Source organism: Bacillus cereus group sp. MG9, from assembly GCF_040459995.1.
GTDB classification, from domain to species: domain Bacteria; phylum Bacillota; class Bacilli; order Bacillales; family Bacillaceae_G; genus Bacillus_A; species Bacillus_A mycoides.
In genome coordinates this window covers 3102922-3118896 of the sequence record NZ_JARVHC010000001.1, presented here as the reverse complement: position 1 = coordinate 3118896, position 15975 = coordinate 3102922, and the positions used below count along the sequence as shown (strand labels likewise).

Below are 15975 nucleotides of genomic sequence, written 5' to 3'. Positions count from 1 at the left end.
GTTATGTTGAAATAAACTGATAGATGGTGAAAGTAAACTAAAGTTTCCCTACAGTTAGAAAATCCACATTTACATCGAGAACATGAAGAAGATAAATTATCGATTTTAGATATTTCGGCTACATTAGATATAGGAACAAAGGTAAATGTAGAAATACAGCTGAATAACAATCATGATATGATTAAACGCAGTTTGTATTATTGGGGAAGGTTGTACACTTCTCAATTGCAAAAGGGCATGCCATATAGTTCACTTCATAAAACGATTACAATTAACCTGTTAAACTTTGCGATGTTTCCTGAATATGAAGCATTTCATACAACAGGCATCCTTTGGAATCAGGAACAACAAAAGCTATTAAGTGATGATATAGAAGTTCATATAGTAGAGATTCCAAAGTTAATGCAGCAATGGCGCGAAGAGAAAGTCAATCCGTGGGAAGATTCATTTGTTCGTTGGTTATTATTATTACCTGCGAATGAAGATGAACATCTCACTCAAACATTGGAGGATATTGCCATCAACCGAGATCCGATTTTACAAAAAGCAATGAATAAATGGGAACGTATGAGTCAAGATTCTTCTTTCCGTCAAGCATATGAAGCAAGAGAAAAGGCCTTAATGGATGAGGCAGCAAAATTTGCTCATGCAGAACAACAAGGAATTAAAAAGGGAATTAAAAAGGGAATTGAACAAGGTGTTGAGCAAGGAAAGATGCAACTCATTCGAGGCATGCATAAAAATGGTGTGTCTGTAGAAGACATTGCAAAGCTTACAGGATTACCAGAAATAGAAATACAGCGATTTTTGCAGAGCTAGTTCTTAGAGAAAGCATTTTATCCAATAAAATGCTTTCTCTAACTCTGCCTGAAAAGAAGATGAGATGTCTCAATCTTCTTTTTCTATTTTTAGGGGATACGGAAACATCACTATCAAGCTAATGAAAACGAAATACTCCAAAACCGAAAAAAATGGGGGTATCTCATTTTTTTCGGTTTCTGACAGAAGACTCCTTCCTCAAAAATATAAAGGTGTGAAACACCAATTTTAGGTGGGAGGTGAATATCAGTAGGCGTAAGCCTTCTTCAAATAAAAATCTATTTGTCTCTTATCTTTAACTATACTTCTTTTCTAATTTTATTAGGTTTTTCTTCTGATTCGATAAGCCTATAGTAAAACTATTTGCTTTAATTACAATATCTCCCCTGTTACCTGTTGAAGTGACAGTTATCTTAGTCCTAAACAAACCTTTCTTAACTTTCACACTTTCTATATCCTTCATGTCTATACACTTTATATTACCAGTGAACTTACCACTCATTGAAGATACGGTGCCGTATATTGTACGTATTCAACAAATTGTATGGATTATGCCAAAACAATGATCAAATTACATCTAATTTGATTTATAACAGATTGGCGTCATAGACGACCAAATAAAAACACAGGGTTTTATCTCTGTATTTCTTCAAATTTTCGTTTTTGAATATATGCTTGAGCATGAATAATTTCTTCCTGAAGCTCTTTTAATTCTTTCATAGATTCTGATTCAATAGCCATGTAAGTAGTAACTAAACTGATCATCATATCCATCTTCTCTACTATATTTTGAATGACCTGTTCAGATTGCTCTTTTTTAGGGTGTTGTATGGCTATTAATACATTTTCTATATAATTGTTCTTTCTTTGCTGGATATCATAAATAAACTGTTCTGTGTTTGAGTTCATTTGTTGTTCCTCCGTTTTGGATATATTTCTATTCTATCATATTTGAATAGAAAATATTGGATTCCCCTAAAATCACACCTGTGTCGCACATCTTCTCAAATATACAAACTAATTCCTTAACGTACAGGGAATCGGTTAATTTGTGTCTAAAATGTGTCTAAACGTACAATTTTCATTTTTTGATATGGTGACCCATGCCCATCAACTTAAGAATTTTCACTACCCCTAAGTACAAAAAAAATATATTTCTTTCTAATGCCTATTCAAAAAAACGAATCATTTTTCAAAATAGATTCGTTTTTTTATCGTACAATATAAGTTTGCAAAGTATTTTTAATCGAACTTTTTTATAAAGATTCACAAATACTCCATACAAAAATTTTAGCTACATGGTTCTTCCAGTTTTTTTAGCTTATTCTCCACTCTAATAATCATACTGATTATTAGTAATAGCATAGATCCCATAATTAAAAGTATTGCAGTGGAAGGGTTATTTAAAAATAGGCTGATAATACTTCCTAGTATAATAATTATAAATCCATTTTGTGTCATGATTTCAGCGCTATACCTATTTCCAGCTTCCCAAAGTTTCATGTTTTTCATAGACCTAGTTGTTCGATAGCCATATATTGCATTAATATCTGTTGGTGGTCTTTTTTTCAATAGTAATGAAGTTGATATAAAGATAATCCCAATTAACAGACTTACTCCTATATTCACAAGACTGTATATCATTTTAATCACCTCCATAAAATGTTATTATAAACCAATTATACCATTTTAATGGTGTTTTGTGACGGCATTTTAACACTTATAAAATCACTATTTGTGGCTTTAAAATAAAGATACGATGTTTGTTACTTTGCTTCTTTCAATTAAAGAATTCCAAGGGATTTTTAATCCAACTTTTTTATAAAAGGGGGAAAGTTCATCCCAAAAGTGAGGAATCCATTTTGATTAATCTTTTTTTAGTTCCATGCCCATAAACTTAAAAAATTTTAATACTCTTAAGTACCAAAAAACGTTATTCTTTCTAAACAAGCTAGATTAGAAAGGATGACGTTTTCTTATGAATCTCTCGATTCAAGATGAGCTACAAGCATTTGCGAAAGAATTACAGCGATATGTTAAACCTGTATTTTTAGAAGAACTTGCAAGAGAAATCGGATTTATAAAGCGACAACGTAAGTTTTCTGGCTCAGATTTAGCTAATATTTGTATTTGGATTAGTCAACGGGTGGCAAGTGATCCCTTAGTCCGATTATGTAGTAGGCTTCATGCAGCTACAGGTACTTTACTCAGCCCTGAGGGCTTAAATAAACGTTTAAATGTGAAAGCAGTTTTGTTTTTAAAACATATTTTTTCTTTACTATTACAACAAAAGGTATGTGAACAAACGCAAATTTCTAACCGTCTCTTTTCTTATTTCCAACGAATCCGTATCCTAGATGCCACCGTATTTCAAGTGCCAAATGCTTTAAAGAATGTATATCCAGGCTCTGGAGGATGTGCCCAAGCAGCTGGAATTAAAATTCAATTAGAATATGACCTGCACAGTGGAGAATTTCTTAACTTTCAAGTTGGACCAGGAAAAAATAATGACAAAACATTTGGCACGGAGTGCTTAAATACTTTACGACCAGGAGATTTATGTATTCGTGATTTGGGTTATTTTTCATTAGAAGACTTAGATCAAATGGATCAACGAGGTACATACTATATTTCTCGTTTAAAATTAAATACGAATGTATATGTGAAAAATCCAGCTCCAGAATACTTTAAGAATGGTGCCATTAAGAAACAATCGGAATACATACAAATCGATGTGAAACAGATTTTGAAACAACTACAGCCTGGAGAAATATTTGAATTAAAACATGCTTATATCGGTGATAAACAGCAACTATTTGCACGTGTTATTTTTAATCGATTAACAGAAAAGCAACTTCAAAAACGACGAGCAAAGATTGCGGAAAAAGAAAAGTCTAAAAATAGAACATACTCAGAGAAAAGTAAATTGGTAGCTGGGTTAAACGTGTACGTGACGAATACACCTTGGGAATGGGTTCCGATGGAACAGGTACATGAATTATATACTTTACGTTGGCAAATAGAGATTATCTTTAAAACGTGGAAATCACTCTTCAAAATAGACCATCATCGTCATGTAAAACAGGAACGGTTGGAGTGCCAATTATATGGAAAGCTAATCGCTATTTTCCTATGTTCCTCTACAATGTTTAAAATGCGCCAACTTCTTTTACAAAAGAAGAAAAAGGAGTTAAGTGAATATAAAGCGATTGGTATGATTCAAGATCATTTATCTCTTTTGTATCAAGCCATACAGAAAGGCACCCAGGAAATAGCAAAGATTTTAATCCGCCTGTTCGATCTTCTACAGAAGAATGGACGAAAATCTCACAGATACGAGAAGAAGACTGTCTTTGATATCATGGGTGTTGTCTATGAATATAATGGATTGAGAAAACAAAAGAAGGTTGCATAATTAAAAAAGTGAAACCCGTTAGGGGTTATTTAGTATGCGTATTTTTAAGAATATACTTCTATTTTAAGAATGTTTTAAACCAGCTGAACGCAATTTCAGTTTGTTTACACTCTTAAGTTGATGGGCATGATATGGTGACCCCATCGCCATCAAGCTAAGGTTTTAATATACCCCCTAAATGAACATTTTCTTTTTCTACAGGTAGTTACTTTGAAAAGTCAGCTTATTTTTTCGTTTTGATGGCGTTTATTTTTCTTCAGCTGATGGATATGGAGTACCCCTTAGGTTAAATAAATTTCGGCTTAGAAACAAGTGATTTTAACAATGTTCGGAGTGTTTCATGCAGCACAATGTCATTTGTGTTGTATCGCAAGAAAAAAATTACAATAAAAAAGAGCCGGAATTCACCCTGTTCGGAGTAAATCGAATCTTTAATAATTAAAGGACGAAAAAAGAAGCATAGAAGTGAAAAACTTCTGTGTTTCTTTTTGATTAATATATTTATTGGAAAGGCATTTTCACAGATGCTTCTGCCATCCTATTATAGAATCTATTTTGAGCGTAAGAAATTTGTAAGGAATGGATAAGAAAAAAGAAATTTTTATTGTGTAGGATAAAAACATAAAGAAAAGTGAAAGGGGGATTAGATAAGATATATTTATGTGAAAAACAAACTAGTAATAAGAGTGTTCTAGGGAAAGGAAGTAATTTCTGGGTTAACATACTTGTAAAAAAGAGGGATTCACCGTTTGTTAGGACAAAAATAATCATTATGAAGATAATTACGAATTCTGTGTTGTCCCTTTGTCATTGGTGGAGATAATAGCTGTGTAGTTAATATGAAACAACAAGCAACCGCCCATACAATATGAATAGAAGAGAGGAATGCCTTATGAAAACACGTAGTCAAATTACATTTGCAAGTCTTGCCATTTTAATAGCTGGGAGCTCCCTGCTATACACAACACCAACATCAATTGTAAAAGCAGAGTCCACTGAAAATGTATCTATTTCGTCACACACAAGCACTCAACGAGATCGTAATTCCGTCAAACAAGCAATGCAGGATACATTGCATCTTGGATTCCCGGGGATACTTGTTAAAACCTCTGAGGGTGGAAAAACTTGGGGTTATGCCGCTGGGGTAGCGAATCTGAGCACCAAGAAACCAATGGAAACAGATTTTCGCTTTCGTATTGCCAGCGTAACGAAGACGTTCACCGCAACGGTTGTACTTCAATTAGCTGGAGAGAACCGCCTGAATCTAGACGATTCCATCGAAAAATGGTTGCCTGGTGTTATTCAAGGAAACGGATATGATGCTAAACAGATTACTATCCGGCAGATATTGAACCATACAAGTGGTATCGCTGAATACTCAAGGACAAAAGAAGCTGATTTTTTTAAGAATAGAAATAAATCGTTTACTGCTGAAGATCTAGTGAAGTTGGGACTTTCGCTGCCCCCAGACTTTGCCCCAGGAAAGGGCTGGTCTTATTCAAACACAGGATACGTATTACTGGGTATCCTTATTGAAAAAGTAACTGAAAACAGCTATGCGGAAGAGATTGAAAATCGAATTATTGAACCACTTAAATTGTCGAATACATTTCTACCTGGCAATTCAAGCGTTATTCCAGGCACCAACCATGCCCGTGGATATTTCCAACCAGACGGAGCAAGTGAGCTAAAAGACATTACTTATTATAACCCAAGTATAGGTAGCTCGGCTGGAGATATGATTTCTACTGCTGACGACTTAAACAAATTCTTCTCTTACTTACTCAGTGGTAAATTACTGAAGGAACAGCAACTAAAACAAATGCTTACTACAGTTCCTACAGGAAGTGCTGAACTCGGTGGATATGGTCTTGGAATCTATGAAACTAGGCTTCCAAACGGTGTCTCGATATGGGGACACTCAGGTGGCATTCCAGGGTTTAGTTCTTTTGCTGGAGGTACACTTGGAGGTAAGCATACGTTAGCCGTCAATTTTAACAGTTTAGGAAAAGCTGACAATCCTGATCCTTTTAAAAATATTTTACTTGCTGAATTTAGCAAGTAGGCAAAAAGGATAAATTTTGTCATAGTTTTTATATTTAAAAATATATCTTTCACATATTGGAGGGTAAAACATGAATAAAAAAAGAAAATACAAAAATCAGCACTTTCCTTTACCCTACTCTTTTCTTTAGGAGTTTCATCTTTCCCACTTACAACAGCTATTCACGCAGATACACGTGAGGAACAATCTGCAGAAAAGAATCTAGTCTCTTTAACGGAGCGTACATCATTATTTTTTGAATATCTCCAGCAAGGTAAGTATGCAGAGGCACTCTAGTTGACGTCTGCTGCTTTTCAATCCAAGTTTACAGCAAACACATTACAAAACTGGTGGACACAAAGTGGCTGGAGCGGGATAAAAAGCATGGGAACACCTGTAATAAAAGAACGAAACTTGGTCCATCAGACGGTGGAAATTCCAGGAGCTATTGAAGGAACTACCATCCCGCTACTCATTAAATTCACACCTGGCGGGAAAGTAGATGAAGTTGGGGAAAGGCAGCCCCAGGAATCTTATACCATCCCGCATCCTAGCTATGATCAACCTACTTCCTATCAAGAACGTGAAATCGTCATTGGAAATTCTACATATCCGTTACCAGCCACATTAACGGTTCCGAAACATAAGCCTGGTGAAAAGGTACCTGTAGTTGTTCTTGTTCATGGTGCTGACATCCATGATCGCGATAGTACATATATGGGAACAAAAATCTTACGAGACCTTGCGGTGGGCCTTTCATCCAACGGAATTGCAGTGTTGCGCTATGAAAAACGTACCTTAGAACACGCATTAAAGATGAGTGCAGAACCTGGTACGTTAGACCGTGATACTACAGATGATGCCATATATGCAGCAAAATCAGCAGCGCAGCAGGAAGGCATTGATCCAAATAATATTTTCATTCTCGGACATAGCCTAGGAGCTGGCACAATACCGCGTATACTGAGCAAAGCGCCTTCCTCACTTGTCCGAGGAAGTATCTTACTCGCACCACCTGCACGTCCTTTGACTGACATTGCCATTGATTAGAATCAATACCTTGGGGCACCAAAGGAAGTAATCGATGAACTAAAAAGACAGCTCGCTTTTATCCAGGATCCTACTTTCAATCCTGACCATCCGCCAGCTGGCTACAATTTTCCGTCTCCTCATTTTATGTATGATGTTTCTAGGTGGCGTCCAGTTGAGGAGGCAAAATCACGAAAAGAGCCTTTACTGATTCTGCAAGGGGCACGCGATTATCAAGTAACCGTAAAAGATGAATATACAAAATGGCAGGAAGGACTTTCAAACCGCGGGAATGTTCAGTTCAAAGAATACCCGAAATTGAATCATTTCTTAACGGAGGGTGACGGGGAATTGAGTCTTCCAAGTGAGTACGAAATCCCTGCAAATGTTCCCGAGTACGTCATCCAGGACATTATTACATGGGTCAATGAGACAAAAAAATAAGAAAACATCAAAAGCCTTCATGCAATCATCATTGCGTGAAGGCTTTTTTGAAACTAGTGATTTCATCCAAGTGATTCAGACATATCTATTATTTTCGTTATCATTTTATATAATATTTGCCTTGTTACCCTTATAGGGGTAGCGTCACATCGCCATCAAGCTAAAAAATTATAGTACCCCCAGAACGGAATTTTGCGCTAACTTGTAACAAAAAAACTCATTTTTTCGTTTTGGGGAACAACCAATTTCTTAAGTTGATGGGCATGTGGTATTTGTTTTTATTAGCTTGATCGTGATGTGGCGATACCTCAAATAAGCTTAAATTTATTTTATCGTTGTATATACTTAGTCTTTAATTTGTTTCATTAATGCTTTAGCTGCCACAAATAACATGAAACTGTTGAGGACTAAACCTCCTAAATTTAAGTAAAAGAAATTTGGTTGTGTAAAATTGTATATACCAGTTAATATAAAACTGAAAAAGATAAATGAAGCTATTATAAGGGATATTGTTTTTTGCTTATTTGTGTATGAATTCATTATTATCACCCTTTAAACAAAATATATAGATGTAATTATATCACGGAGTAGTGTATGTAATTAACTAAAAGATAGATATCTATGGGAATTTAACTTATTTTTTCTTTTACAGGATAATAAGGCAGCAGATTCGCTACTTACAATTCGTTATACGTTAAGGGACTCGTTATTTTTTTTACAGTTTTTTATTATGAAATTCTAAATAGCTAATTATAATAGGTGAAAAAAACGATCAATAGTTGGGGTACGGAAAGGATTCGAATTTACATTCTTTCTCAATACATATTATGGATAAATAAAGTGAAATATGGGTTGGGGTTATGTCTCATGTTGTGTTAATCCTAACAATAACTAAGGGTACATAATATGCTTTCATACCTTTGAATAATTTTGTTATAGAAGGGATGGAGATTTAAATGGCTCAAATTGTTGGTATTGATAGATACCTTTGTACTGGGGCTTTAATCTATATGAGTGAGGGCCTTTCCCTAAGTCTTGTCAGGAAGTAAGGAACAGTAAGCAAACACTTATACAATATGCATAGAGGAGAGAAATGCCTTATGAAAATACGTAGTCAAATTACATGTGCAAGTCTTGCCCTTTTAATAGCTGGAAGTTCCCTGTTATATACAACGCCAGCCTCAATTGTAAAAGCAGAGCCCACTCAAAATGTATCCAGTTCGTTACAAACAAATACTCAAAGAGATCGTACTTCCGTCAAGCAAGCAATGCGGGATACATTGCAACTTGGATACCCGGGGATACTTGCTAAAACTTCTGAGGGTGGAAAAACGTGGGGGTATGCCGCTGGAATAGCGGATCTGAGAACCAAGAAACCAATGAAAACAGATTTTCGCTTTCGCATTGGGAGTGTGACGAAGACGTTCACCGCAACAGTTGTACTTCAATTAGCTGGAGAGAATCGCCTGAATCTAGACGACTACATCGAAGACTGGTTGCCTGGTGTCATTCAAGGAAATGGATATGATGGTAACCAGATTACTATCCGGCAGATATTGAACCATACAAGTGGTATCGCTGAATACTCAAGGTCAAAAGACGCTGATTTTACGGATACAAAAAAATCGTATACGGCTGAAGAGTTAGTGAAGATGGGGGTTTCTCTGCCTCCAGACTTTGCCCCAGGAAAGGGTTGGTCTTATTCAAACACAGGATACGTATTACTGGGCATTCTTATTGAAAAAGTAACCAGAAACAGCTATGCGGAAGAGATTGAAAATCGGATTATTGAGCCACTTGAATTGTCGAATACATTCCTACCAGGCAATTCAAGTGTTATTCCAGGCACTAACCATGCCCGTGGATATGTCCAACCAGACGGAGCAAGTGAGCTAAAAGACGTTACTTATTATAACCCAAGTGCAGGTAGCTCTGCTGGAGATATGATTTCTACTGCTGACGACTTAAACAAATTCTTCTCTTACTTGCTCGGTGGCAAATTACTGAAGGAACAGCAACTAAAACAAATGCTTACTACAGTTCCTACAGGAAAAGAAGGAATCGATGGATATGGTCTTGGAATCTATGAAACTAAGCTTCCAAGCGGTGTCTCGATATGGGGACACACCGGTGGCATTCTAGGGTTTACAACTCTTGTTGGAGGTAAACTTGGAGGCAAGCATACGTTGGTCGTCAATTGGAATAGTTTGGGTAGAACTGACAGCCCTAATCCTTTTGAAAATATTTTACTTGCTGAATTTAGCAAGTAGGAAAAAAGGAAAAATTCATTGTAGTTTTCATAGTTGAAAATATACTTTTCTGGTTCAAAAGCCCCAACTTATTTTCAAGAAACATTTGGGGCTTTTTTGTTTTGGTGGCGTTTATTTTTCTTAAGCTGATGGATATGGAGTATCTGCCCTAAGTTAAATAAATTTTGACTTAAAAACAAGTGATTTTAACAACGTTAGGAGTGTTTCATGCAGCACAATGTCATTTGTGTTGTATTGCAAGAAGAAAAATTACATTAGAAAAGAGCCAGAATTCATCCTGTTAAGGGTAAATCGACTCTTAATATTTAAAAGGATGGAAAAAAGAAACACAGAAGTAAAAAACCTCTGTGTTTCTTTTTGATTAATATATTTACTGAACCTTCCGGCACAGATGCTCCTTCTACCCTATTATAAAAGCGATTTTGAACGTAAGTAATTTGTAAGAAATGGGTAAGAAAAAAGAAATTTTCATTGTGTATGATAAAAATATAAAGAGGCGTAAAAGGCGGAACAGATATGACTTATATATGAAAAACGGACCAGTAACAAGAGTGTTTCAAAGAAAAGAAGTAATTTCTGTGGTTAACATATATGTGGAAAAAGAGGGATTTATCCAGGACAGAATGGCGTTTGTAAAAATAATAATTATGAAGATGATTACGAATTCAATGTTGACCTTTTTTCATTGGTTGAGATGGTAGCTGTGTGGTTAATACGAAATAGCAAGAAACCACCTATACAATATGAATAGAGGAGAGGAATGCCCTATGAAAACACATAGTCAAATTACATTTGCAAGTCTTGCCCTTTTAATAGCTGGAAGTTCCCTGTTATACACAACGCCAACCTTAATTGTAAAAGCAGAACCTACTCAAAGTGTATCTAGTTCGTTACAATCAAGTACTCAACGAGATCGTAATTCTGTCAAGCAAGCAGTGCGGGATACATTGCAACTTGGATTCCCGGGGGTACTTGCTAAAACTTCTGAGGGTGGAAAAACATGGAGTTATGCCGCTGGGGTAGCGAATCTGAGCAGCAAGAAACCAATGAAAACAGATTTTCGCTTTCGCATTGGTAGCGTGACGAAGACGTTCACGGCAACAGTTGTACTTCAATTAGCCGAAGAGAACAGCTTGAATCTAGACGACTCTATTGAAAAATGGTTGCCTGGTGTCATTCAAGGAAACGGGTATGATGATAAACAGATTACTATCCGGCAATTATTGAACCACACAAGTGGTATCGCTGAATACACAAGGTCAAAAGGCTTTAATCTTATGGATACTAAAAAATCGTATAGGGCTGAAGAATTAGTAAAGATGGGGATTTCGATGCCCCCAGATTTTGCTCCAGGAAAGAGCTGGTCTTATTCAAATACAGGATACGTATTACTAGGGATCCTTATTGAAACAGTAACCGGGAACAGCTATGCGGAAGAAATTGAAAATCGGATTATTGAACCGCTTGAATTATTGAATACATTCTTACCAGGCAATTCAAGCGTGATTCCAGGAACCAAGCATGCCCGTGGATATATCCAACTAGACGGAGCAAGTGAGCCAAAAGATGTTACTTATTATAACCCAAGTATGGGGAGCTCGGCTGGAGATATGATTTCTACTGCTGATGATTTAAACAAATTCTTCTCTTACTTACTTGGGGGTAAATTACTAAAAGAACAGCAACTAAAACAAATGCTTACTACAGTTCCAACAGGAGAAGCTGCACTTGGCAGATATGGTCTTGGAATCTATGAAACTAAGCTTCCAAACGGTGTCTCAATATGGGGACACGGAGGTAGCATTCCAGGGTTTGTTACTTTTTCTGGAGGCACACTTGGAGGCAAGCATACATTAGCTGTCAATTTGAACAGCCTTAATGCTGATAGTCCTGATCCTTTTAAAAATATTTTACTTGCTGAATTTAGCAAGTAGGCCAAAAGGAAGAACGGATAAATTTTATCATATTTTCATAGTTAAACAAATAAATGATGAAATTGATCACTTATCTAAGGAGGCAATTCCCTCATGAAAAATAAACTAACTGGTGTATTAGCCGCTACATTAGCGCTAACTATGATTCTACCAACAGGGGCGAAAGCATTTTCTGACAGTAAGACTACAGTTGTATCTAACACAGAAGTAGCTAGCCAAGAGCTGAAGAAGATTGCAGCAGAGAAGGCTGCGCTACTCACGAAGTCCCATGGGACGACTAGCGTGCAGTATGCGCTAATTGATAATGGCAAGCTTACTTTGTCGGGGCAGGCTGGAAAGAACGATATGGAAGGGGAACAGCCACTAACAAAAGATACTCTATACGGGATTGGTTCAGTCAGTAAAATGTATGCAACAGTGGCTGTAATGAAATTGGTCGACGAAGGAAAAGTCGATTTGGATGCTCCTGTGGTCAACTATGTTCCTGATTTTAAGATGAAAGATGGGCGGTACAAACGCATTACCCCGCGTATGTTGTTGAATCACTCCTCCGGTTTGCAAGGTTCCACGTTAAGTAATGCATTTTTATTTAACGATAATGATACCTATTCCCATGATTTCTTGTTGCAGCAATTGTCCAACCAGAGCCTGAAAGCAGACCCTGGTGCGTTCTCGGTATACTGCAACGATGGCTTTACGCTGGCCGAAATTTTGGTGGAAAGAGTCAGCGGTATGAGCTTTACCGAATTTCTACATCAACGGTTTACAGAACCCTTAAAGATGAATCATACAAAAACGCCGCAGGACAAATGGAGAGACGAAAAGCGGGCTGGACTTTATTTTCCGACGTACCAAGGGCAGCTTCCAATTGAATCGGTGAATGTGATTGGCACGGGAGGGGTCTCTTCCACGGCAGAAGATATGGTACGATTCTCACAATTATTTATGGGACAGGGAAAAGGGATCCTCTCTGATAAGGTAGTCAAGGCAATGGAGCAAGAGGAATATAAAAAAGGAATGTGGCCGGGGGATGGAGATAATATTTTTAACTATGGTCTTGGCTGGGATAGTGTGAAACTATACCCATTCAGTGAATATGGGATAAAAGGCTTGGCTAAGGGCGGCGACACGGCACTGCAACATGCTATACTGGTCGTACTTCCGGAACAGAAAATGGCAGCGGCTGTGTTGTCATCCGGTGGACGAAGTTCTACAAATCAACTGCTGGCAACTGAATTGCTGCTCGCGGTGCTTAAAGAGAAGGGTACAATTAAGAGCATCAAGCCGAACAAATCTTTTGGCAAGCCGGTAAAGGTCAAGATGCCTCAAGATGTGGCAAAGAAAGCGGGCTTTTATGGCAATAGCGAAACTCATTTCAAAATTGAAATTACGAAGAATGGAGAACTGTTATTACCATCTAATCGAGAAGAAAAATATGTATATACTGCGGATGGAAGCTTTATTAATGAGAAGGGTACTTCTAAGCTCAACTTTGTCACCGAGAAGAATGGAAGAACTTATTTGAGGGAGAGCACATATAAATCGACACCAGACTTAGGGCAAGGTGCGATGACTCACTATTTAGCCGAGAAACTAGAAGACAATGTGTTATCGAAGAAAACCGCTGCCGCATGGGAGAAGCGGGAAGGTGTCAAGTTCTATCTCGTGAATGAGAAATTTAGTTCTATTGAATATCTCGTACAACCGAAACTTATTACCACACAAATTACTCGTAAGGAAGGCCTGGCGGGCTATTGGGAGGGCAGAAAAATTACAGGTCCGAACACCGCGACGCATCAGCTCCAGATCCCCGTGATGAATGGACGTGATACGACGGAAACTCATTTCTATACAGAAGGCGGCAATGAATATATGGAAATGGCCGGGTTGTTATACGTAAGTGGAACCAACGTAAAACCACTTGATGCTGGCCAATCATCCAAAGTTACGCTGCAAGCAAATGGGCATGCTAAATGGTTTACGATCCCGCAAGCGGCAGCAGGAAAAAGGATGACCGTGACATTGCCATCGAAGGGTGCGTTCGCGGTGTATGATGAAAATGGAGTATGCGTCAACTTTACCATCGTGAGCGGCAATAACAAAGTAAAACTGCCGAAGAATGGAACGGTTGTAATTGCTGGGGCACCGAACTCAGAATTTGCAATTACGTTGAACTAGCTACAATTCAAGATGGATTTCAACAAAACCAGTACGACACAGGAACGGTGTTTTGCTGGTTTTGTTTGTATTTACGTATTATCTTTAAGAAGAGAGTTTCAACGAATAATATCACGCTCAAAATCTGCAAAAACAGCTATCATACCAATTCAGGGCAATCATCATTTGCTCCATTAATCTTCTTGATGTAAATACGTTCGCAGCCGGTATTATGATGTACAAGCCCTATACGATACAGGAATTATCCGAGGTGTTTCAGCTATTAAGTTTACGCCATATGGCACACTCACACGTCAACAGGCTGCACTTATGTTAGAACGAACTCTAGAATATCTAGGTGTAGAAAAAGAGTCAAATATAGGGCCCTACCACATCGCTATCAAGCTAAGAAAAGTAAATACCCCCAGAACGAAATTTTGTGCTAATTTGTAGCAAAAAAGCTCATTTTTTTGTTTTGGGGTAATTCTGAATTCTTAAGTTGATGGGCATGTGGCGGTACCCCACATCCATCAACTTAAGGATTTAGACTATTCTTGAAGTTAAAAGCACGTTACTATTCTCTTATGTTAATGAGAAAGGGTGACGTGCTTTTTATGAATATGCATCAAAAACAAGAGTTGTCTTTATTTGCCGAAGAGTTATATCGCTATATGTCTCCCGCTACACTGAATCAATTAGCTATAGAAGCAGGCGGAATGAAACGAAAACGTAAGTGCCATGGGCACCATTTTTTATCTTTGTGTGTATGGTTAAATCAACAAATCGCTACAACCTCTCTTACTCAACTTTGTAGTCAATTAGAAACTTCAACAGGAATTTTATTAAGTCCTGAGGGACTGAATCGACGATTTAACTCGGCTTCTGTAGCCTTCTTTCGAAATGTATTTACTACACTTCTACAAGCTAAAATTGGAGGATCATCTACAATTTCTCATTCTCTTTCTGCTTACTTTGAGCGGATTCGCATCCTTGATTCTACAACCTTTCAAGTTCCAGATCGATTCGCAGCTACTTATCCTGGTGCCGGAGGCTGTAGTCATACAGCTGGTGTAAAAATTCAATTAGAGTATGACTTGTTGAGTGGAGAGTTTTCTGATGTGAAAATTGAACCAGGAAAACGAAGTGATCAGGCATATGGGGCGACTCGAATGGACATGACACAAAAGAATGAACTGTATATTCGTGACTTAGGGTACTTTCGTTTACAAGACTTTAAATCGATCCAAGATAAGGAAGGGTATTATTTATCACGTCTTAAATTACCAACTAAAATATATAGAAAAGAATTCGAAACAGTGGTATTTAAAACAAAACCTGCTCAATTGAGACCGGTATATATACAAATTCATTTGGAAGACATCATGAACCAATTACAACCTGGCCAAGTGTATGAATTACATGATGTATATGTAGGGAGCAAAGACAAACTACCCACTCGCATTGTGGTTTATAGATGTACAGAGGAGCAAAAACAGAAACGTCTACATGATCGAGCTATTCGTGAAAAGAAAAAAGGGATTACATATACAGAGCGTACGAAACTTTTACAAGGAATTACGGTATATATGACAAACATTCCTACGGAATGGGTACCGAAAGAGAAAATCTATGATTTATATTCACTGCGTTGGCAAATTGGCGTGTCCAGATAAGGACACATTATCTAGTTGGTGAAAGTCCAATCGGGAGAATAGACTCCACTCCCGTAGCCTGAGAGGCGCCATGAAGTGAAAACGACATGGCGAAGCCCTCTGACATCACATGCAAAAGGCATGTGGGCAAATCTCCAGGTTGTAACGTACAGTGAACGTAGACGTAGCCTCGTTACACGCAATTCCGGTG

At 37.5% G+C, this 15975-nt stretch carries 8 protein-coding genes and 4 pseudogenes; 8 read left to right on the top strand and 4 right to left on the bottom strand.

The features are described from left to right. Positions 1-42: 42 nt before the first annotated feature. A pseudogene (locus QCI77_RS15960) lies at positions 43-819 on the top strand (Rpn family recombination-promoting nuclease/putative transposase); the annotation flags it as partial. Between the two features lie 295 nt (positions 820-1114). Here the strand turns inward: QCI77_RS15960 and QCI77_RS30955 are convergent. From QCI77_RS30955 to QCI77_RS15945, 3 genes and pseudogenes are all read right to left on the bottom strand, one after another. Further along, positions 1115-1324, bottom strand: a pseudogene (locus tag QCI77_RS30955) (PH domain-containing protein); the annotation flags it as partial. 128 nt (positions 1325-1452) lie between these two features. Next, positions 1453-1728, bottom strand: coding sequence for a hypothetical protein (locus QCI77_RS15950; protein ID WP_113769978.1), 276 nt, complete (start codon positions 1726-1728; stop codon positions 1453-1455). 381 nt (positions 1729-2109) lie between these two features. Beyond that, positions 2110-2463: an SdpI family protein gene (locus QCI77_RS15945; protein WP_061530306.1), complete on the bottom strand. Its 354-nt coding sequence runs from the start codon at positions 2461-2463 to the stop codon at positions 2110-2112. Positions 2464-2797: 334 nt separating this feature from the next. Here QCI77_RS15945 and QCI77_RS15940 point away from each other — a divergent pair, with 334 nt between their 5' ends. The 3 genes and pseudogenes from QCI77_RS15940 (at position 2798) to QCI77_RS15930 (ending at position 7751) form a co-directional block, all read left to right on the top strand. Beyond that, complete coding sequence (locus tag QCI77_RS15940) at positions 2798-4234, top strand: IS4 family transposase (RefSeq protein ID WP_353825222.1); 1437 nt, start codon at positions 2798-2800, stop codon at positions 4232-4234. Between the two features lie 892 nt (positions 4235-5126). Then, entirely contained in the window at positions 5127-6299 is a 1173-nt protein-coding gene (locus QCI77_RS15935) for a serine hydrolase domain-containing protein (protein WP_353825221.1), read from the top strand. 87 nt (positions 6300-6386) lie between these two features. After that, positions 6387-7751 (top strand): annotated as a pseudogene (locus QCI77_RS15930) (alpha/beta hydrolase). 345 nt (positions 7752-8096) lie between these two features. Here the strand turns inward: QCI77_RS15930 and QCI77_RS15925 are convergent. Next, positions 8097-8291 (bottom strand): hypothetical protein, encoded by a 195-nt coding sequence (locus tag QCI77_RS15925; protein WP_113769981.1) that lies wholly within the window; start codon positions 8289-8291, stop codon positions 8097-8099. Positions 8292-8851: 560 nt separating this feature from the next. Between QCI77_RS15925 and QCI77_RS15920 the strand changes: the two genes are divergently transcribed. From QCI77_RS15920 to QCI77_RS15905, 4 genes and pseudogenes are all read left to right on the top strand, one after another. After that, positions 8852-10021 carry a serine hydrolase domain-containing protein gene (locus tag QCI77_RS15920; RefSeq protein WP_113769982.1) on the top strand — a complete coding sequence of 390 codons (1170 nt, stop codon included), beginning with the start codon at positions 8852-8854 and terminating at the stop codon, positions 10019-10021. Positions 10022-10788: 767 nt separating this feature from the next. Then, positions 10789-11955: a serine hydrolase domain-containing protein gene (locus tag QCI77_RS15915; RefSeq protein ID WP_113769984.1), complete on the top strand. Its 1167-nt coding sequence runs from the start codon at positions 10789-10791 to the stop codon at positions 11953-11955. Between the two features lie 93 nt (positions 11956-12048). Continuing rightward, positions 12049-14133 (top strand): serine hydrolase domain-containing protein, encoded by a 2085-nt coding sequence (locus QCI77_RS15910; RefSeq protein WP_113769985.1) that lies wholly within the window; start codon positions 12049-12051, stop codon positions 14131-14133. Between the two features lie 593 nt (positions 14134-14726). Next, positions 14727-15770: pseudogene (locus QCI77_RS15905) on the top strand (IS4-like element ISBce2 family transposase); the annotation flags it as partial. Positions 15771-15975: the final 205 nt, after the last annotated feature.